The 18,898-nt window shown below is 54.8% G+C and carries 16 protein-coding genes; 6 read left to right on the forward strand and 10 right to left on the reverse strand.

Annotated elements, in window-relative coordinates; genetic code table 11:
• Nucleotides 1–101: 101 nt before the first annotated feature.
• Complete coding sequence (locus Q3O12_RS05120; RefSeq protein WP_301669624.1) at nt 102–2,801, forward strand: autotransporter outer membrane beta-barrel domain-containing protein; 2,700 nt, start codon at nt 102–104, stop codon at nt 2,799–2,801.
• Between the two features lie 223 nt (nt 2,802–3,024).
• The gene (locus Q3O12_RS05125) at nt 3,025–3,162 is read left to right on the forward strand and encodes a hypothetical protein (RefSeq protein WP_301669625.1); all 138 of its coding nucleotides are present in this window, start codon (nt 3,025–3,027) and stop codon (nt 3,160–3,162) included.
• A 90-nt stretch (nt 3,163–3,252) separates the two neighbouring features.
• Here Q3O12_RS05125 and Q3O12_RS05130 read toward each other — a convergent pair whose 3' ends face one another.
• The 4 genes from Q3O12_RS05130 to Q3O12_RS05145 all read right to left on the reverse strand — a co-directional run bounded on the left by Q3O12_RS05130 (nt 3,253) and on the right by Q3O12_RS05145 (nt 4,902).
• Complete coding sequence (locus Q3O12_RS05130; protein ID WP_301669626.1) at nt 3,253–3,378, reverse strand: hypothetical protein; 126 nt, start codon at nt 3,376–3,378, stop codon at nt 3,253–3,255.
• Nucleotides 3,379–3,539: 161 nt separating this feature from the next.
• A complete protein-coding gene (locus Q3O12_RS05135; RefSeq protein ID WP_301669627.1) occupies nt 3,540–3,773 on the reverse strand; it encodes a hypothetical protein in 234 nt (77 codons plus the stop codon).
• Between the two features lie 19 nt (nt 3,774–3,792).
• Complete coding sequence (locus Q3O12_RS05140; RefSeq protein WP_301669628.1) at nt 3,793–4,599, reverse strand: basic amino acid ABC transporter substrate-binding protein; 807 nt, start codon at nt 4,597–4,599, stop codon at nt 3,793–3,795.
• Nucleotides 4,600–4,650: 51 nt separating this feature from the next.
• Complete coding sequence (locus Q3O12_RS05145; RefSeq protein ID WP_107819397.1) at nt 4,651–4,902, reverse strand: NGO1151 family protein; 252 nt, start codon at nt 4,900–4,902, stop codon at nt 4,651–4,653.
• 254 nt (nt 4,903–5,156) lie between these two features.
• Here Q3O12_RS05145 and Q3O12_RS05150 point away from each other — a divergent pair, with 254 nt between their 5' ends.
• The 3 genes from Q3O12_RS05150 to Q3O12_RS05160 all read left to right on the forward strand — a co-directional run bounded on the left by Q3O12_RS05150 (nt 5,157) and on the right by Q3O12_RS05160 (nt 7,534).
• Nucleotides 5,157–5,927 (forward strand): hypothetical protein, encoded by a 771-nt coding sequence (locus Q3O12_RS05150; protein WP_301669629.1) that lies wholly within the window; start codon nt 5,157–5,159, stop codon nt 5,925–5,927.
• Between the two features lie 145 nt (nt 5,928–6,072).
• Nucleotides 6,073–7,242, forward strand: coding sequence for an O-succinylhomoserine sulfhydrylase (gene metZ, locus Q3O12_RS05155; RefSeq protein WP_301669630.1), 1,170 nt, complete (start codon nt 6,073–6,075; stop codon nt 7,240–7,242).
• A gap of 85 nt (nt 7,243–7,327) precedes the next feature.
• On the forward strand, nt 7,328–7,534 hold the full coding sequence (locus Q3O12_RS05160) for a DUF2788 domain-containing protein (protein ID WP_002212781.1): 207 nt from the start codon (nt 7,328–7,330) through the stop codon (nt 7,532–7,534).
• A gap of 74 nt (nt 7,535–7,608) precedes the next feature.
• On the opposite strand, the gene Q3O12_RS05165 is transcribed toward Q3O12_RS05160, so the two are convergent.
• The 4 genes from Q3O12_RS05165 to parC all read right to left on the reverse strand — a co-directional run bounded on the left by Q3O12_RS05165 (nt 7,609) and on the right by parC (nt 13,890).
• Nucleotides 7,609–8,361: a class I SAM-dependent methyltransferase gene (locus Q3O12_RS05165; protein WP_301669631.1), complete on the reverse strand. Its 753-nt coding sequence runs from the start codon at nt 8,359–8,361 to the stop codon at nt 7,609–7,611.
• A gap of 103 nt (nt 8,362–8,464) precedes the next feature.
• Nucleotides 8,465–9,982 (reverse strand): sigma-54-dependent transcriptional regulator, encoded by a 1,518-nt coding sequence (locus tag Q3O12_RS05170; protein WP_301669632.1) that lies wholly within the window; start codon nt 9,980–9,982, stop codon nt 8,465–8,467.
• Complete coding sequence (locus Q3O12_RS05175; RefSeq protein WP_301669633.1) at nt 9,975–11,567, reverse strand: sensor histidine kinase; 1,593 nt, start codon at nt 11,565–11,567, stop codon at nt 9,975–9,977. The genes Q3O12_RS05170 and Q3O12_RS05175 overlap by 8 nt, the downstream gene beginning before the upstream one ends.
• Nucleotides 11,568–11,586: 19 nt before the next feature.
• On the reverse strand, nt 11,587–13,890 hold the full coding sequence (gene parC / locus Q3O12_RS05180) for a DNA topoisomerase IV subunit A (protein ID WP_301669634.1): 2,304 nt from the start codon (nt 13,888–13,890) through the stop codon (nt 11,587–11,589).
• 147 nt (nt 13,891–14,037) lie between these two features.
• On the opposite strand from parC, the gene Q3O12_RS05185 reads away from it, so the two are divergent.
• Nucleotides 14,038–14,721 carry a 2,3-diphosphoglycerate-dependent phosphoglycerate mutase gene (locus tag Q3O12_RS05185; protein WP_301669635.1) on the forward strand — a complete coding sequence of 228 codons (684 nt, stop codon included), beginning with the start codon at nt 14,038–14,040 and terminating at the stop codon, nt 14,719–14,721.
• A gap of 72 nt (nt 14,722–14,793) precedes the next feature.
• On the opposite strand, the gene tehA is transcribed toward Q3O12_RS05185, so the two are convergent.
• Both tehA and Q3O12_RS05195 read right to left on the reverse strand, forming a co-directional pair.
• Nucleotides 14,794–15,738 (reverse strand): dicarboxylate transporter/tellurite-resistance protein TehA, encoded by a 945-nt coding sequence (gene tehA / locus Q3O12_RS05190; protein WP_301669636.1) that lies wholly within the window; start codon nt 15,736–15,738, stop codon nt 14,794–14,796.
• Nucleotides 15,739–16,026: 288 nt separating this feature from the next.
• Nucleotides 16,027–18,840: a class I SAM-dependent DNA methyltransferase gene (locus Q3O12_RS05195; RefSeq protein ID WP_301669637.1), complete on the reverse strand. Its 2,814-nt coding sequence runs from the start codon at nt 18,838–18,840 to the stop codon at nt 16,027–16,029.
• Nucleotides 18,841–18,898: the final 58 nt, after the last annotated feature.

Raw genomic sequence — 18,898 nt, forward strand, 5'->3', positions numbered from 1 at the left:
AAAAAAAAAAATTTTTTTTTTTTTTTTTTTTTTTTTTTTTTTGATTGGATTACCCTGTTGATATAAAATTAAGGATAATATGCAAGAAGTGTGGAAAACTTATGAAAGATGAAACAATCGCCCGCTGCCTCCTTTCTTCCTGCCTGCTGGCTGCGGGTACGGAAAAAAGCATTGCCGCCACTAATAACGGCATTATTGAAAACACCAGGTATACGGCGGCAGTAGCGGCGAACCGAAATCAGATCAACGAACATACTTTAGATTATTCGGGCGAAACTGCCGTTACGCCGATTAATTCCCTGGTGATTGCCGCCAATGGCAAAGGCGCGAAAAATATCATTACCGTCAAGGGCAACCCTACTCTCGGTGAAAAAGATTTGACAGATGTAAGTGGTGAAGCGTTGTTGAAAGATGCAAGGGGCGAAGTGTTGAAAGAACCCGCGCATTGGACCATCGAAAAGACAAAACCTAATGGGTCGGTGAGCAGCGGTCGATACACGCTTCCGTCAACTGCTCCAAATGCCGGGATTTTGTTTGCAGACAAAACCTATGAGGCAAAGGGCAACGACATTACCTTGGAAAACGTATCGGTCAAAAATAGCTCTACAACGAATGCTATTTTCGCAAACGATGAGTTGTCAAACCCTAACGGTATGTCGGACACAACCCTGACCTTTAAGGGAAACAACTATCTTTATACAGACGGCACCAAAACAAGCGACAAAACCCAAGGGAACGGCATACAGTTATTTAAGAATCATAAAGGGCGATATTCCAAAGAAATCAAAAACCATACCAAAATCGAGTCGGAAGCAGGTTCCAATCTGAACATATACGTCCAATCCGGGCGTACGCGCGGGCGCGGCATCTCGATAACGCAATATAAGGATGTAACCATCAGCACGTCGGGAACGAGCAAAACGGTCGTCAACCAGACCGAAATGGATTTTCACGGCGGGGTCAGCATCAAGGTGGATCGCGGCGATAAGAAGGATGCCGAAAACTACGGTGTTTATGTGGGAAACCTGCCGAAAAAAAGCGGCAGCAGCGAGGATGTGCCGGAAGATTCGTACAACCGTGCCACCTTCCATAGCGATGTCAAAATCGACGTGCAGCCGGTGCTTGAAGAAAGTGGGAAACAAAAATCCATCGGCGACGCTTTGAATGTGGACGGTAAAAACAGCAGCGTGGACATCAAGGGCGACGGAACGGTGCAAATCGACGGCGACATCCACGTCCTCAACGGCGGCGTGATAGATTTAAACCTGAAAAACAAAAATTCTTATCTCAACGGGGAAGCCCATATCGGCAAACGACAATATACCGGCGATCCCGACGATCCCGATAATCCGCCCAGCGGACAACCCCTGTTTGAGGAAAACCGTAAAGACAGCGTGTCATCCATCAATATGACGATGAAGGACGGCGCGCGCTGGAATGTACAGAATACTTCAAAAATCAACGGATTGGACATCAGCAACGGCGCGGAAGTGAGCTTTTCGGACGGCGGCAGGAATGTAAACGTCTCCGTATCCAGCCTGAAGGGAAACGGCGGCGTGTTCAAGATGCAGGGCAACATCGTGAGCGGCAAGTCGGACAAGCTGATTACGCGCGAAGGCAGCGAAGGCGTACACATCATCGAATATGAAGACAATGCCAAGGCACCAACGACGGGCAGGGAATTTTTAAAGCTGGTCGAAAATCAGGGGTCGGCAGGCGGCGGGGCATCCTATAAACTGCACGTCAAATGTACGGAACACGGGGCGTGGTGCTTCAAGTTGGGCGAGTCGGAAAACTCCAAATATGTCGAAATTACCCCCGACGGCAAGCGGGACTTCTACCTCTACCCGGCCACATTGTCGACGGGCGCATCGAGCGGCGTCCTTTTCGGCGAGGCGTTATATCAGTTGAACGCGGTTTCCGATGAAACGCTGGTGCAGCGTATGGGCGAAATCCACGCCGACGGAACGCCGCAGGAAGACAACAACGTCTGGATCAAACGCGTCGGCGGAAAATTCGCCGGCAGCCGCAGCGATTACCGCGTGGGCGGCTACGGCAACCGCTATTGGGGCTTTGCCGGCGGCTTCAACCGGACGGGGTTCGGCGACAAATGGATTCATTACAAAGGGCTGATGCTCCGCCACCTCCAATCGTCCTACACCCCCGAAGACTACGCCGGCAGCGGCAAAATCTACGGCAGGACGGCAGGCGTTTATTCCACCTGGCTCAACCGGGAAAGCAGGGCTTATTACGATTTGGTCGCCAACATCGCCCGATATAAGGGCAGCTACGGGCTGACCAATTACTCCGGCAAACGGGTCGAATCGGACGAAGCGCGCCTGAATGCCTATATGCTTTCCGCCGAAGCCGGCAGGCGGATGGAGAAACAGGACGGCGGCAAAACCTATTGGTGGCAGCCGGAAGCGCAGTTGTCCTACTGGTTTACGCGCGGCTACGGCTTTTCGCTGTCAAACGGGCTGTCTGCCGAAACGGACAACTTCCGCAGCCTGATGGGGCGGTTCGGCTTTCGGGCGGGCGTGGACGGTTTGGACGGCGGCAGGCTGAACATCTACGGCAAGCTGATGTACAAACGCGAATTTATCGGCACGATCCGCCACAGGTTCAACGGCTCTGCCGTAGAGGAATTCAAACACCGTGGCGGCTGGCTGGAATACGGTTTGGGCGTGGTGCGCCGCAATGCCGAAAACGGACGGCAGCTTTATTTTGAGGCGCAAAGGTCTTCGATGCACAAGATGCGGCAGAATTGGCAGGTCAATATGGGCGTGCGCAGTATGTTTTGATGCGCGGATGCGCCTGAAAACAATCCGGAACGGTCAGACGCGTTCCGGATTGTTTTTTTGTCGGGGCGGTTTGTTTAAGGTGCGGCGGTTTGGTTTGTCGGGGCGGTTTGTTGATTGGGGCGTGGGTTTGTTTAAAGGTTCGGCGGTTTGTTTGCCGTTTCCGCCTATTCGGGATCGCTGTTCGGCGTGGATGAATTTGCCGCCATATCAAAACAGGTGGACAATGCCGTCTGAAACCTCGTCATTCCCCCTGCTGTTCGCAACTTTTCGTCATTCCCGCGAAAGCGGGAATCTAGAACCTCTGAATTTTCAGATAATCTTTGAATATTGCCGCTATCCCAAGGTCTGGATTCCCGCCTGAGCGGGAATGACGATTTGGAAATTACCCGAAACCAAAAAACAACTGAAACCGAACATACTGGATTCCCACCTGCGCGGGAATGACGGAATTTTAGGTTTCTGTTTTTATGGGAATGACGGCGGAGGGTGGGCGATGCCGTCTGAAGCCCGTCGAAGCATTTGATGCCGTCTGAAACCCGTCGAAGCATTTGATGCCGTCTGAAACCCGTCGAAGCATTTGATGCCGTCTGAAACCCCGTCATTCCCCTGACGTCCGCAACATTTCGTCATTCCCGCGAAAGCGGGAATCTAGAACCTCTAAAGCTTCAGCTAACCTTTGAATATTGCCGCTATCCCAAGGTCTGGATTCCCGCCTGCGCGGGAATGACGATTTGGAAATTACCCGAAAACCCAAAAAAACAACCGAAACCGAACACACCGGATTCCCGCTTTCGCGGGAATGACGGCGGAGGGGGCGATGCCGTCTGAAGCCCCCGATGCCGTCTGAAGCCCCCGATGCCGTCTGAAAACCCAAATGGCGGCACAACAATGCCGCACTGCTAGACATTGCCATCCCGACACAAAACGGCACAGACAATAAGAAATGCCGTCTGAAAGGGCTTCAGACGGCATTTTGTTCGGACGGGTGGGCTTATTTTGCGGCCTGTTCGCCTTCTTTTGCAAAATATTTGGCGTAGATTTTGTCGTATTCGCCGCTTTCGCGTACTTTTTTCAACGCATCGTTCATTACTTTTAAGGTTTCCCCGTCGCCTTTGCGTACCGCGATGCCGTAGTGTTCGGTGGTGAAGTCGGGCAGGGTAACGAAGTCCATTCCTTTGGCCGGGTTGTTTTTCACATAATTGGCGATGACCGCGCTGTCGCTGACCACGGAATCCAGGCCGCCGTTTTCCAGTTCTTTGATAATCAGGGGGACGTTTTCAAAGCGCGCGATTTTCGGATTGTCGTTGCCCAAGAGTTTGGAAACGGAGAAATCGCCCGTGTAGCCGGTAACCACGCCGACTTTGTTCATCTTTTTCAAATCTTCGGAAGAAGATACTTTTTTGCCTTTCGGAACGAGGACGACTTGGGTGATTTCAAAATACGGATCGCTGAAGTCCATAGACTGTTTGCGGTCGTCGGTAATGGTAACGCCCGACATGACGACGTCCGCATCGCCGTTGTTCAAAGCGGGAAAGAGGCTGTCCCAAGGCTGGTGTTTGAATTCGATTTTAAAATTGCCCGCCTTCGCCATCGCATTCATCAAATCCACATCGAAACCTTCGACATCGCCTTTCGAGTCTAAAGATTCAAAGGGGGCAAACTCGGCGTTGGAAGCCACGCGGTACACTTTGTCGGGGTTGGTGGCAGGCGCGGCGGCATCTTTGCCCTGACCGCCGCAGGCAGACAGCGCGAGCGCGGAACAGGCAAGGGCGGCGGCAATCCATTTTTTCATATTCATCAACATTCCTTTCGGTAATCAAAAAGCCTAAAAAATCAGTTTAACATAAAATTAACGTTCTTTTTCACGGAAAAACGCATAAGTAACATCGTGAAACAAATCGGTATGCGGACTGTCCTCATAGTTCAATTCCGCCAGTGCGTCTTCAAATGCAAGCTGGATGGATTCGACCGCGATTTCGGCGGTGTCGGCGGGAAGGGCGCGGATTAAGGCTTTGAAGGCGGTGGACAGGACGTGGTTCTGCATACGCAGCACGTCGTTCGCCTCCTCCAGATATTCCAAACGCTGTTCGATGCTGCCCATGATGTATCCTCGCAAATCTGTTAAAATGCGTCATTATATCAAACCGCGCTTTATGCGCGGGTTTGTCTGCCTGCAAAGATTATAGTGGATTAACAAAAACCAGTACGGCGTTGCCTCGCCTTAGCTCAAAGAGAACGATTCTCTAAGGTGCTGAAGCACCAAGTGAATCGGTTCCGTACTATCTGTACTGTCTGCGGCTTCGTCGCCTTGTCCTGATTTTTGTTAATCCACTATAAGAACCGGAAGCCGAAAAAATGGATACAAACAATCAGGATAAAGAGCCGAATTGGGAAAAACGTTTGGAAAACCTGCGTCAGACGCGCCGTATGAAGGCAGTGCCGACTTACGCGCCGCTGTCCCGCCCCTCTGAAACCGGAACGGACGCGCCGATGCCGAAACTGGACGATGGGAGCCGCGAGCGCGTGTTGAAGGCGTATCTGAAAAAATGGCAGGAGGAACACAATGCCGCCGTTGCCGAATGCGGCGAGGAAGTCGAAACCGACCCGATGATCGTCCTTCAGGAAAACTGGCTCAACGCGCAGGCTTCCCTGCAAATGTCGGTTTCGGAAAAACACATCGAATCGCGGCGGAGAATCCGGTTCGATGCCAAAAAAGACAGTGCCGAATTTGAAACCGGACAGATTGAAGGCGGGGAAAACGCCGATGCGGCAGAATCCGGTACGGCGGCAGACGGGGTTGCGGAAAACGGCGAAGGCGGTGCGGAAGAGGCGTTGATGCCCGTCCAAATCAATATTCTGAACCCGAAAGCCGTCAACCGGCGCGAAGTGTTCTGCCTGTCCGAACAGGAGCTGACCGAACGGCTGATCAAACGCCTGCGCCCGCATCTGACCGATACCGTCAACGGCATCATCCGAACGGCGGTGCAAAAGCAGATGGCGGTTTTTACCTATCAGCTCCAGCAGATGCTGCACGAACAGGCTGGCGCGGTGGTCGAAGACGTGTTGGAACACGATGTCCGCAAAATCCTCAACGACATCAAGTACGAATTAAAATACAAACGCTGACTGTAATGCCGTCTGAAAGCCGTGTTCAGACGGCATTTGCATTCTCATCCGACTTGAAAGCCTTATGGAACAGGCGCAAAATATTAATAAATTAAACAACGGGCGCGCACCCCGTTTTTGAACGGACAAAACCGAGGAATTACCGATGAGCAAAAAACTCCATCCGCAAACGCTCGCCATACGCGGCGGCAAAGAACAAACGGGATATCGCGAACACAATCAGGCCTTGTTTCTGACCAGCAGCTTCATGTGGGACAACGCCCAACACGCTGCCGATTTGTTTTCAAAAAAAATCAAAGGCTTCACTTATACCCGTACCGCCAACCCGACTACAGCCGCCTTTGAAAAACGCATCGCCGCTTTGGAAGGTGCGGAACGCGCGGTCGCCACTTCGACCGGCATGTCCGCGATTCAGGCGGCGTTTTTCACCTTCCTGCAGGCGGGCGACCACGTGGTTTCCAGCCGCAGCCTGTTCGGCACGACCGTCGGCTTTATCAATAACATCGTTACCAAATTCGGCATCGAAGTGAGCCACGTTTCGCCGACCGATATAAACGAATGGAAAGCCGCCGTCAAAGCCAACACCAAGCTGCTGTTTTTGGAAACGCCGTCCAACCCCTTGGGCGAAGTGGCCGACTTGGAAGCATTGGCGGAATTGGCGCACAGCATCGGCGCGCTCTTGGTGGTGGACAACAGCCTGCTGTCGCCAGTCGGCTCGCAGCCTTTGAAACACGGCGCGGATATTTCCGTTTCCTCCGCGACCAAAGCCATAGACGGACAGGGACGCGTGATGGGCGGCGTGTTGGCGGGTTCGGAAGAACTGATGGCGCAGGTCGCCGTTTACTGCAACTCTTGCGGGCTGGCAATGTCGCCGTTTAATGCGTGGCAGTTGTTGGGCGGCGTAGAAACCCTGTCGCTGCGTATGGAAAAACAGTTCGACAACGCCCTGAAAATCGCGCAATGGCTGCAAGCGCAGCCGCAGGTTCAAGCCGTTTACTACACCGGATTGCCCGACCATCCGCAGGCGGAGCTTATCCGCAAACAGCAAAACGGCGGCGGTATCGTCATCGGCTTTGAAGTCACCGACCAAGAAGCGGCGTGGAAAGTCGTGGACGGCGTGGAACTCTTTTCCCGAACCGCCAACCTCGGCGACGTGCGCTCGACCATTACCCATCCGTGGACAACCACGCACGGCAGGATGCAGCCCGAAGAAAAACTCGCCGCCAACATCCGCCCCGGATTGGTGCGCCTGTCGGTCGGTTTGGAATATGTTGGCGATTTGATTGACGATTTGAAACAGGCACTCGCACGCTGATTGCGTGTTTCAGACGGCATTGGACAGCAGATGCCGTCTGAAACCCTTATCTTATATGGCATACACATCAACAATAGGAAGAAATATGGATGAAGCGGTTTTTGCCGATTGGGCGTTGAAAATCTGTCTGACCGGTTTGATTATTTTTTTGGGTTTTATCGTTTGGAATTTGGGCAAGGAGTCTAAAGCGGGCAAATTCGGCATCGCCATTTTGTTTTTGGTCTTGGGCTTGGGCGTGTTCGGTTTTGTGTTCAAAGAGTTATTGATTAAGTTTTTGGTATTGCCGAAATAGGTTTGCCGCTTGTCAAAATGCCGTCTGAAACGCAGGGTTTCAGACGGCATTTTTTATCGGGGCTTGAAGGGGTGTTATCCGTTGTCCGGTTCGTAGGGCAGGTAAACGTCGAAGCGGGTGCTTTTGCCGGTGTATTGGTAGGCAGGAGCTTGTCCGGCAAGGTGTTCGCCGAGGCGCGGGCGTTTGACGACGACGCGTTTTTTTGCAGTCTGTCGGGCGGTATGGAGGAGGACGGCCTCATCTTGCGCCTCGCCGACGAGCCGGTGGAAGTAGGCCATTTCTTTTTTGACGGCGGCACTTTTGCGGCGTTCGGGATACATCGGGTCGAGATAGACGATGTCGGGTTTGCCCTGTGTTTGAACAAGTGCGGGCATTTGTTCGGCGGCGTTGCCGAAATGGAGGTTGATGCGTGCGGCGGTGTCTTGCGTTTCGGGATTGAGGAGGGCGCGGCGGATGCCGTCTGAAAGCAGGCAGGCGACGACGGGATGTTGCTCGAAGGCGGTAACGGTCAGACCGAGCGAGGCGAGGACGAAGCTGTCGCGCCCCAATCCTGCGGTCGCGTCCCAAACGGTGGGGTGCGCGGTGTGGTTGACGGCTTTGGCGATAAGTTCGCCCCCGCCTTTTGTGCGCCGGTATTGTGCTGCGCCGGAGGCAAAATCGACGATGACGCTGCTTTTTTTCCCGACAAGCTTGAGGCTGACGGTATCGTGTTCGGCAAGGAGGTAACTGCCTTGTTCGGGCGGTTGGGAAACGGGTACGAGGGGGAATGCCCATATCAGGGCGCGGACGGTTTCGGTGGCGGTGTTGTCAATAAGGATGTCGGTCATGGTGTTTTGTGTCCGTTCGGGCGTGGGGCAAACCCGCTTTCCCGTGCCGTTTCAGACGGCATTTTTTCGGGTGGGCGGAGATGGTGCGGATGCTGTTTTGCCGTCAGTCTATGTTGAGGCGTTCCATACGGTAGCGCATGGAACGGAAGCTGATGCCCAAAAGTTTGGCGGCCTGCGTGCGGTTGCCTTTGGTTTGTTTGAGGACTTGTTCGATGATGTCGCGTTCGATTTGGTCGAGGTAGTCCTGTATCTGCATGGTATCGGGGTCGAACGGCAGGAGGCGGGACGGTGCGGCGGCTGTTTCAGACGGCAAGGTATCGGCGGCGCGGGCGGTGGTTTCGGACTGAACGGGTTTGTGGCGCACATCTTGGATTTGCAGGTCGTCGATTTGCACGGTATGTCCGACGCACAGGGCGACGGCGCGTTCGAGGATGTTTTCCAGTTCGCGGAAATTGCCTGGATAACTGTAATTCAGGAGCATCTGTTGCGCGGCGGGGGCGAGTGTGTAAGGCCAGTTGTTGTGGCTGTGTTTGTAAAGGAGGTAGGGGATGAGCAGCTTCAAGTCTTCGCGCATTTCACGCAGGGACGGCATATTGAGGCTGACGACGTTGAGTCGGTAATACAGGTCTTGGCGGAATGCGCCGCTTTCGACAAGGGCTTCGAGGTTTTTGTGGGTGGCGCAGACGATGCGGACATCGACGGGCTGCTCGGCGGTATCGCCGATGCGGCGCACGGCTTTTTCTTGAATCGCGCGCAGGAGTTTGACCTGCATGGAAAGGGGCAGGTCGGCGACTTCGTCCAAAAATAAAGTGCCGCCGTCGGCGTGGCGGAAGAAGCCGTCGTGGTCTTTGTCGGCGCCGGTAAAGCTGCCTTTGCGGTAGCCGAAAAATTCGCTTTCCATCAGGTTTTCGGGAATCGCGCCGCAGTTGACGGCGACGAAGGGTTTGTCCGCGCGGTCGGACAGTTCGTGTATGGTGCGCGCCGCCTGTTCTTTACCTGTACCGGATTCGCCGGAAATATAGACGGGTACCTTGCCGGGCGCGAGGCGGCGGATGAGGTGGCGGACTTCGACCATCTGCGGAGAGCTGCCGAGCAGGCGGGGCATATCGGGTTCTGCATAGGGAAGGGCGGCGGAAACGGGCGGTGCCGTCGGTATCGCGTTTGCAGGTTTCTGGGCTTCAGACGGCATGGGGGAAGAAACGGGGGATGCCGTCTGAACGGGCGGTTCGGGGATTTTGTTTTGGTTTTCGGAAACGGAAATTGCCGATTTGACGAGGGAACGCAGCCGGGCGAGGGTGATGGGTTTTTGGATGTAGTCGAACGCGCCGCAACGCAACGCTTCCTGTGCCTGATCGGCATTGCCGAAGGCGGTGATGACGGCAATCGGGATGTCGAGTGCACGGCTGTTGATGTGTTGGACAACCTCCAGCCCCGAGCCGTCGGGCATACGCATATCGGTCAGGACGAGCGAATAGCGTTGGTTGTCGAGCTTGTTTTTTGCTTCAGTAACGCCTGACGCGGTATGGACGCGCAGCCCCATTTTCATCAGGGTCATTTCCATCAGGTCGAGAATATCGGTTTCGTCATCAACGACGAGGACGGGATGTTGCAGTTCAGTCATTGTTTTTTTCCGGTAATGTGAGTTCGAAGCATTTGGCTTCGGGCAGGTAGGTCAAATCGCCGAAGTTGGCGTGCGCCAGTTCGCGGGCGACATACAGCCCGAGGCCGGTGCCGTTTTCCGCCGTGGTGTAAAAGGGTTCGAACAGGTGTTCCTGCACTTCGGGCGGAACGCCGCCGCCGTCGTCGGCAAAGAGGATGCAGACGGTGTTTTTTTGCGCGGGGCGGATGGTGACGGAAATCGAGCCGGGCTGTTTGCGGCTGTGCCGCCACGCGTTGTTGGCGAGGTTCCACATAATTTGCCGCAGGTGGGCGGGATCGAAATAGGCGGTCGGGCTGCCGCCTTGAATGTCCGGACGGATGCAGCCGGCGGCATCGGGATGGCCGAGCAGGAACTCTTGTTTGAATTCTTCCCAAAACGGTATCAGGTCGATGGTTTCGCGTTCGGTTTTGTTGCGCTTGTTGAGCGAGGAAATGTCTTCGAGCATTTTGTCGATACGGCAGACGTTGCCGTCGATGATTTTGCACAATTTGGCGTTGAACGGATCTGCCGCCCCCGCTTCCATATTTTCGCGCAGCAGGTCGTTGGCGTGGCGGATGGCGGACATCGGGTTGCGGATTTCGTGGGCGAGGTTGGCGGTCAGTTGTCCGAGCGCGGCAAGTTTGACGGACAGGGCTTCTGCCTGAATTTCGCTTTGCGGGCGGATGTAGAGGATGAGCAGCTTGTCCGGCCCTTTGTTGACTGGAACGGCGCGGATGCCGGCGTTCAGGCAGGGTGTGCCGAGGACGTATTCGAAAGTGTGCGGAGCGGCTTGATCCCACAGTTCGGCGGCAGAATCGGACAGATCGGCGCGCCGTCCGATTTCGAGCGCGGGGAAAAGGTCTTTCGCCTTCCGGTTGAACAGCACCGCCAGCCCTTCGGTATTGATGACGACGACTGCTTCCTGAACGCGTTCGAGTACGGTTTGGCTCAAGCCTTTGATGCGGTGGTAGGCGATATGGCTGTCGTAGGCGAGTTTTCCGGCACGGTCGATGTATTTGACCGACAGTGAGGTGAAGATGGCGGAAAGATAGGAGGCGGCGACAAGGATGAAGGTTGCCGAGGCGGTACGGGTATCCGATATGAGCGGGTATTTGCCGATATTGCCGTCGGCAATGGCGTTGAATATCAGCAGGATGGCGGCGTAGCTGGAATAGAGCAGGGGGTAACGCCCGTAGCTGAGCAGGCAGGAGCAGACGACGAAGGGCAGGATCAGGATGCCGAAGCCGGAGTCGATGCCGCCGAACAGGTAGGTCAGCACGCCGATCATCGTGATGTCCGCCACCGCGCTGAAACGCGGCATTTTCAGCGACTGCCATTGCCAATGCGGATGGATGATGGAAAAGAAAATCAGCCAGCAGGCAATGGCGAGCCAAACATAAAACGCCCACGCCGTCCACGAAGCGTGCAGGTTCGCACGGCTGCCGGTTTCCAGCCCGAGGATGTGCATAATCATCAGCGGAAAAACGATGGCGACGCGGATGATGTTGATCAGATTGGGAATTCGGTCTTTGAGTTTTTCAAGTTCGCGGGGGTTGGAAATCACCATAATATGTGCGGAACCGGGTTTATTTGGGGGAAGAAAGCTGTTTCAGGCTGCCCGATATGGGCAATAGTCTGCCTTTTTTGCCGCGTTTTGCCTCAAGCAGGGAGACGGGGATGCGGTCTTTGTGCGCCGCGCCGCGCCTGCCTTCGCTTTCAATCAGGATTTCCGGCTCGGAAGAAACGGCGGTATGCGTCAGCGATTCGCCGGCGTTTAATCCGATGATTTGCAGCCCTTTGCCTTTCGCCATAATTTTCAATTCGCCGATGGGGAAGGCGAGGGCGCGGTTTTGACTGGTGGCGGCAATGATTTTGCAGTCGGGGTTGATGAACGAGGAGGCATAGACGGCAACCGGCGGCAGGACGGTTTCGCCGCTGTCCACGGTCATGACCACTTTACCCGCTTTCACGCGTCCGACCATATCGCCCAGTTTGGCGATGAAGCCGTAGCCGCCGCTGCTTGATAATAAATAATGTTGTTCCGGCAATCCTGTCAACATCGCAACGGGTTTCGCGCCGTTTTGCAGCTCGATTAAGGAGGAAACCGGCACGCCGTCGCCGCGTCCGCCGGGGATTTCGGCGGCATCGAGCGTGTAGGTTCTGCCTAATGAATCGAGAATGACGACGGGCAAAACCGTTCTGCCTTCGAGGGTTTGTTTGAGGCAGTCGCCTTCTTTGAACGCGGTTTGGCTCAAATCGAGGTTGTGTCCGGCACGGCTGCGTATCCAGCCTTTTTCCGACAGAATCAGCGTGATGGGTTCGTCGGCGGTGGTTTGCGTCAGCACCGCGCGCCCTGCCTCTTCCACCAGCGTGCGGCGCGCGTCGCCAAACTGCTTCATGTCCGCCTGCATTTCTTTGACAATCAGCTTGCGTTTTTCGTTTTCGTCGCCCAAAAGGATATTCAGACGGCCTTGTTCTTCGCGCAATTCGTTCAATTCTTTTTCGAGTTTGAAACCTTCCAAACGCGCCAACTGACGCAAGCGGATTTCCAAAATGTCTTCGGCTTGGATTTCGGTCAGCCCGAACGCCGCCATCAAATCGGCTTTCGGGTCGTCTGATTCGCGGATGACTCTAATCACTTCGTCGATATGCAGAAAGACTTTCAGACGGCCTTCGAGGATGTGCAGCCGTTTTTCCACTTGGTTCAAACGGAATTTCAGACGGCGTGTTACGGTTACGACGCGGAAATCCAGCCATTCCTGCAAAATCGTTTTCAGGTTTTTCTGCGCGGGGCGGTTGTCCAAGCCCATCATCACCAAGTTCATGGACACATTGCCTTCCAGCGAAGTTTGCGCCATCAGCGTGTTGATGAAGGTATCGGTATCGATGCGGCTAGATTTCGGCTCGAACACCAGTCGCACGGGATGTTCGCCGTCGGACTCGTCGCGCACGCGGTCGATTAAATCCAGCATCAGCTTTTTAGTATTGAGCTGGTCTTGGTTGAGCTGCTTTTTGCCCGCTTTCGGTTTCGGGTTGGTCTGTTCTTCGATTTCAGCAAGGATTTTGGCGGAATTGGCGTTCGGCGGCAGCTCGGTAACGATGACGCGCCACTGTCCGCGCGCCAGCTTCTCGATTTCATAACGTGCACGCACGCGCACGCTGCCCTTGCCGGTTTCGTAAATGCGGCGCAATTCGTCCGCCGGAGTGATGATTTGACCGCCGCCGGCAAAATCGGGCGCGGGGATATATTGCATCAGGTCGGCAGTTTCCAGCGTCGGCTTTTTCAACAGCGCAATCGCTGCCTGCGTGACTTCGTTCAAATTGTGCGACGGAATTTCGGTTGCCATGCCTACCGCGATGCCCGATGCACCGTTGAGCAGCACCATAGGCAGACGGGCAGGCAGGTGCAGCGGTTCGTCAAACGCGCCGTCGTAGTTCGGCACGAAATCCACCGTCCCCTGATTGATTTCGGACAACAGCAATTCCGCAATCGGTGTCAGCCGCGCTTCGGTGTAACGCATCGCTGCCGCTCCGTCGCCGTCGCGCGAACCGAAGTTGCCGATGCCGTCGATTAAGGGATAGCGCAAGGTAAAATCCTGCGCCATCCGCACCATCGCCTCATAGGCGGAACTGTCGCCGTGCGGATGGTATTTGCCCAAAATTTCGCCGACCACGCGTGCCGACTTCACCGGCTTCGCGCCCGCCGTCAAACCCATATCGCGCATCGCAAACAAAATGCGCCGCTGCACGGGCTTCTGACCGTCTGAAACTTCAGGCAGCGCGCGGCCTTTGACCACGCTCATGGCGTATTCGAGATAGGCGCGTTCGGCGTATCGGCCGAGCATCAGCGTGTTGGAATCGGTATGTGGGGCGTGCGCTTGCGTATTCATTGTGTATGCGGAATGTAAAGCAAAGGACATTATTGTAAATCAAAACGGCAAACCATAGTGGGCGCCGTGTCTGAATCTGAATCAAATACGGGAATGTGAAAATATGTTATAAATACCGTTTTCCCACTTTCACACATTGGAGACGATATGGAACTGGTATTTATCCGCCACGGGCAAAGCGAATGGAACGCGAAAAACCTGTTTACAGGCTGGCGCGACGTGAAGCTGAGCGAGCAGGGGCTTGCCGAGGCTGCTGCCGCCGGTAAAAAACTGAAAGAAAACGGCTATGAGTTCGACATCGCCTTCACATCCGTCCTGACCCGCGCGATTAAGACCTGCAACATCGTTTTGGAAGAATCCGACCAACTGTTCGTACCGCAAATCAAAACGTGGCGGCTGAACGAACGCCACTACGGCCGACTGCAAGGTTTGGACAAAAAACAAACCGCCGAAAAATACGGCGACGAGCAAGTCCGCATCTGGCGGCGCAGCTACGACACCCTGCCGCCGCTTTTGGACAAAGACGACGCGTTTTCCGCACACAAAGACCGCCGCTATGCCCATCTGCCTGCCGATGTTATCCCCGACGGCGAAAACCTGAAAGTAACGCTGGAGCGCGTATTACCGTTTTGGGAAGACCAAATCGCCCCCGCGCTGTTGAGCGGCAAACGCGTCTTGGTAGCGGCGCACGGCAACTCCCTGCGCGCGCTGGCAAAACACATCGAGGGCATTTCCGACGAAGACATCATGGGCTTGGAAATCCCGACCGGTCAGCCGCTGGTGTACAAATTAGACGACAACCTGAAAGTCATCGAAAAATTCTACCTGTAAGGGTTTGAAATAAAAAATGCCGTCTGAAGCCCAGCGTTTCAGACGGCATTTTTGACAAGGCGGCAAAACGCATCAGCCGCGTATCAAGAAACGCCCCGTCGCTATCCGGTGCAGCGTACCGGCAAGCAGCAGCGCCACGCCTGCCGATCCGGCGGCGGCAAGCGTCAGCCCCAAGCCCGACAATACGCCGGAAGCCGCCAGATGTAGGCCGCATCCCGCCATTGCCGCGAAACCGAATGAAAATCCCCAAAAGCTCATCGTAAAACCGCCTTCCCAAAACCAGCGGGTCAGGCGCAGCAAGAACAAAAGCTGCAGGCAGCCGTAGCCGATTAATGCCAATGCAAAACCGTCGATTTTACCGCCGACGGCAAAATACGCGCCGCAGCCGACAAAGGCGGGTGCAAGCTGGATGCCGACCACGCCGCGCGCCGCCGTGCCGACCGGTGCCGCCGTGCGCAGCCTGCCCAAGATGGAGGCTTCCAAGCTCAGCCAGGAAAACATACCCGCGCCGAAAAATAAAGCCGCATAATCATGATGCCCCAACGCCGCCAGAGATGACGCACTGACAAAGTTTGTCGCCACCGTAGGCAGGTAAATAATCGGCGTCGTTGCCTCCAAGGAATGCAGACCGCGCCACAGACCGGCCGCCCGATACATTGAAAACGCCAACTGTCCGGCAACGCCGGCATAAATCAAGACTGCCGCCGCGCCTGCCTGATAGGGCTTCAGCGCGAGTCCCTCCAGCATAGCGGTAATCGGAATCGCGCTGATGAAGCAGCATTGCACCAAGTCCCGCAAATCAGACAAAAAATCGTTTCGGTACGCAAATATTTTGATCAGGTATGCCGCCACCAGCAAGAGCCAGACAACCGAAGCCGCCGCAAGCAGCGATTCGGCGGCCAAGGCGGGCAGCAGCCCGACAGACGCGCCGTAACGCCACGACAGCCCCAAGGCAAACAAGCCCAGCGCGATGCTGAAATAGCTCAAAGGAATCGGAAATTTCTTAGATTCAGACATAAACACCCTTCAGACGGCATGCCGTCGTAACGCACAGATAAAATTGAGCATGATATAAAAAACAGGCAGGCGGGGGATGACGTATCCGTATCGGCATATTGCCGTTTTGTCTCATTGCGCCCGATGTCGGAAGCGGTTGCCGCATCGGGCGCGCGTTTTTTGCGGTGCGGCGTGATTCGGATGCATGGGAAAACGAATCAGTAACCGTATTAATCGTAGGGTGGGCTGAAGCCCACCAATCGACAACCGAAAATGAAGAAACGGTGGGCTGAAGCCCGCCCTACGCAACTATGCAACTGCCGTCGCCTTGCGGTACAGCTCGAACAGGAAGGCGGTGCGTTCGGCTTCGTCGTCGGTGTTTTTGCCTGTTTTGTAGTCGTAGGCTTTATCTACGGCTTTGTCGAGGGCGGCGTGGGCTTTGTCGAGGGCGGTATAGCCTGCGTCGGGCGCATAGAGTTCGGCGAGGGTCGGCTCGGGCAAACCGGCTTCCCGAGCTTCTCGGCGGTATTGTCCGCGCGCGTCGAGGACGGCTTGGGCGGCGGTTTCGACGGCGGTGCGGCGCGGGTCGGGTCGGTCGTTTTCAGACGGCATCCGGCAGCTTTCGGGGAAGGGGAAGTTGTTGTACACGACGGTATTGGAATAGCGGTAATCGCTTTTCAGACGGCCTGCAACGGTACGCATAAAGGCGTTGTGCATGGTGGAGCTGAGGATGCCGAAGTGGTAGAGGGTGGCGTTTGGAAGGGTAAATACCAAATCGCTGACAACTGTTTCATATGACAGATAACCGATGGGGATGAAACGGCGGCTTTCGGATGAGACGCGTGGGATAATCAGAAAATTGCCGTCTGAAGGCTGGCGGATTTTTTGAAAAAGCCACGGGGTTGCTGCATCTTTTTGAGTTTGTTTGTCGCTGCTGGCTTCGCGCATGGTTTTGACTGCCTGAATACGGGCTTGAACTTTGGGCATCTGTTTCAGGTCGTGGTTGCGTTTAACGTCGGATATGCCTTGAAACCACAGGCACCAACGGGTTTTGCCGTTGAGGAACTCATCCGCACCGATAAAGGGGCGGATGTATTGCTCCGCCAAGGGTTCGGTGGCAATCAGGGCTTCTTTTTCATCGGTTGAGAGGATAAGGTTGCCGCCTTCGGTCGGTTTGCTGCCGTTGACCATATCAGGTTCGCAATGTATGGGACGGCTGCGCTTGGCAATAATCACATCGGGCGCGTCAATCAGATACGGATTGATGTTGGCTGCGGCGTGTTTTTGGGGTTCGCCTTTGATGTCGGGATAGTCGTAGAGGGTTTTTTCAGACGGCATTTGCGGCTTTTGGCGGAAGCCGACGATGATGCAGTGGACGGCGGCTTTGCCTGCGGCTTGGCTCGTCCATTGGAAGGTGCGGTGGGCAAAGTGGATTTCGATGCCTTGCTTCAAAAGGCTGCCCCAAAGGATTTCGACCTGCTGGCCTTGGCAGATGGAATTGGTGGAAACAAATGCCGTCTGAACTTGGGGATGCTGCGCCATGATGCCGGCGGCTTTGACATACCAGTTGCAGACGTAATCCAGCAGACCGTAGCCTTTGATATGGCCGCAGATGCTTTCGAGGTCGTTTTTCTGTTCTTTAGTTTGGTAGGTCGAGCCGATAAAGGGCGGATTGCCGAAGATGTAGTCCGCCGCCTGCCAAGGTGTACGGAGGCTGTTGGCGTGGATGATTTCGGCGGCGTCTTCGAGCGGCAGCGTATGGCAGGCGACTTCGCCGTCGAAGCGGATTTGCGTGCGGATGTTGCATTGGTGGTTTTTGAGCCACATGGCGGTGCGGGCGATGAGGACGGCAAATTCGTCTATTTCGATGCCGTGAAACTGTTTCAGACGGCATTGGACGGACGGGCTGTCGAACAGGCCGCCTGTTTTGTCTTTGAGGGCTTCGGCGATGATGTCGTCTTCAAGGGCGCGGATGCGGTCGTAGGCGATGATAAGGAAGTTGCCGCAGCCGCAGGCAGGGTCGAGGAATTGCAGGTTTTGGATTTTTTGGTAGAAGGCGGCGAGTTTTTTGGCTTTGTCGCGTTTGAGGGATTTGACGGCTTCAAATTCGGCGCGCAGGTTTTCTAAAAAAAGGCCGTTGATGACTTTGTCGATGTTGGCGGCTTCGGTGTAGTGTGCGCCCGCTTCGCGCCGCTCTTGCGCGTTCATGACGGATTGGAAGAGCGTGCCGAAGATTTCGGGGCTGATGTTGCGCCAGTCGAAATTGCCGCAGTCGATTAAGGCGCGGTGCTGCTTGGCGGTGAAGTCGAAGGTGCGCAGGCGTTCTTTGAAAAGGCCGCCGTTGACGTATTCGAAACCTTTAAATTTTTCGCTTTGGGTCTTGCTGCGCTTTTGGTCGGGTGTGTTGAGAAATTCAAAGAGTTGGTTGAGCTTGTCGCCGAGCGTGTCGGCTTCTTTGCAGCTTTCTAAAAAGTCTTGAAAGAGATAGTTGCGCTGGAAAACGGCGCTGTCGTCGGCAAAAAAGAGAAAAAGCAGGCGCGTGATGAAGAGGCGCAGCTCGTGTTCTTCGTAAATGCCTTCTTCTTTGAGCGTGTCGTGCAGCCTGCCGATGGCTGCCGCCGCCTGAATATTGGCTTCTTCTTGAATTTGGCGGACTTTGGCTTCGATGCCGAACATGAAGTCGAAAACGCCGCGCGTGATGTACTCGGGTAGTTCTTCCAAAGGGAACTGCCATTGGTTTTCTGCGCCTTCTTCAGGTACGCGGCGGTAAAGGTGGAAATGGGCAAAATCGCTGACGGCGTAATATTCGGGCAGCGCAGAGGGCTTGGTGCGCCCGATTTCCTGCAAATAACGCTCCGCCTGCTCTTTGGCCTTGGTCAGGTTTTTGTTGGCGGATTTGTGTTCGGCAAGGAAGATGCCCTCCCAAAATATATCGACGAATTGGGTGTTGTCGGCAGGGTCTTTGACGGGGTATTCGAAGTGGGCGACGTTTTTGCGGTCGATGCCGAAAATGGCGAAAAATTCGTTCCAGAAGGTGTCTTTCTCGCGGCGTTCGTCGGTTTGGTCTTTGTAGTAGGCGGCGAAGTTTTGTGCGGCGGTTTGGAGTTGGAGCAGGGTTTTCATCGGCTTGGGTTTTTATAACGGGGACGGGTGAATTGTATAGTAAATTCAAAGAAAAAAC

The sequence above is a fragment of the Neisseria benedictiae genome (genome assembly GCF_958267435.1).
Classification (GTDB): domain Bacteria; phylum Pseudomonadota; class Gammaproteobacteria; order Burkholderiales; family Neisseriaceae; genus Neisseria; species Neisseria bergeri.

Excerpts from the sequence above, each read along its gene's own strand:
- Q3O12_RS05160 (WP_002212781.1), top strand. The coding sequence starts at position 7,328 with ATGGATGAAGCGGTTTTTGCCGATTGGGCGTTGAAAATCTGTCTGACC.
- parC (WP_301669634.1), bottom strand. The coding sequence starts at position 13,890 with ATGAATACGCAAGCGCACGCCCCACATACCGATTCCAACACGCTGATG.
- Q3O12_RS05125 (WP_301669625.1), top strand. The coding sequence starts at position 3,025 with ATGCCGTCTGAAACCTCGTCATTCCCCCTGCTGTTCGCAACTTTTCGT.
- Q3O12_RS05140 (WP_301669628.1), bottom strand. The coding sequence starts at position 4,599 with ATGAATATGAAAAAATGGATTGCCGCCGCCCTTGCCTGTTCCGCGCTC.
- Q3O12_RS05145 (WP_107819397.1), bottom strand. The coding sequence starts at position 4,902 with ATGGGCAGCATCGAACAGCGTTTGGAATATCTGGAGGAGGCGAACGAC.
- Q3O12_RS05135 (WP_301669627.1), bottom strand. The coding sequence starts at position 3,773 with ATGCCGTCTGAAGCCCTTTCAGACGGCATTTCTTATTGTCTGTGCCGT.
- Q3O12_RS05120 (WP_301669624.1), top strand. The coding sequence starts at position 102 with ATGAAAGATGAAACAATCGCCCGCTGCCTCCTTTCTTCCTGCCTGCTG.
- Q3O12_RS05170 (WP_301669632.1), bottom strand. The coding sequence starts at position 9,982 with ATGACTGAACTGCAACATCCCGTCCTCGTCGTTGATGACGAAACCGAT.
- metZ (WP_301669630.1), top strand. The coding sequence starts at position 6,073 with ATGAGCAAAAAACTCCATCCGCAAACGCTCGCCATACGCGGCGGCAAA.
- Q3O12_RS05165 (WP_301669631.1), bottom strand. The coding sequence starts at position 8,361 with ATGACCGACATCCTTATTGACAACACCGCCACCGAAACCGTCCGCGCC.
- Q3O12_RS05130 (WP_301669626.1), bottom strand. The coding sequence starts at position 3,378 with ATGCTTCGACGGGTTTCAGACGGCATCAAATGCTTCGACGGGTTTCAG.
- Q3O12_RS05195 (WP_301669637.1), bottom strand. The coding sequence starts at position 18,840 with ATGAAAACCCTGCTCCAACTCCAAACCGCCGCACAAAACTTCGCCGCC.
- Q3O12_RS05150 (WP_301669629.1), top strand. The coding sequence starts at position 5,157 with ATGGATACAAACAATCAGGATAAAGAGCCGAATTGGGAAAAACGTTTG.
- Q3O12_RS05185 (WP_301669635.1), top strand. The coding sequence starts at position 14,038 with ATGGAACTGGTATTTATCCGCCACGGGCAAAGCGAATGGAACGCGAAA.
- Q3O12_RS05175 (WP_301669633.1), bottom strand. The coding sequence starts at position 11,567 with ATGGTGATTTCCAACCCCCGCGAACTTGAAAAACTCAAAGACCGAATT.
- tehA (WP_301669636.1), bottom strand. The coding sequence starts at position 15,738 with ATGTCTGAATCTAAGAAATTTCCGATTCCTTTGAGCTATTTCAGCATC.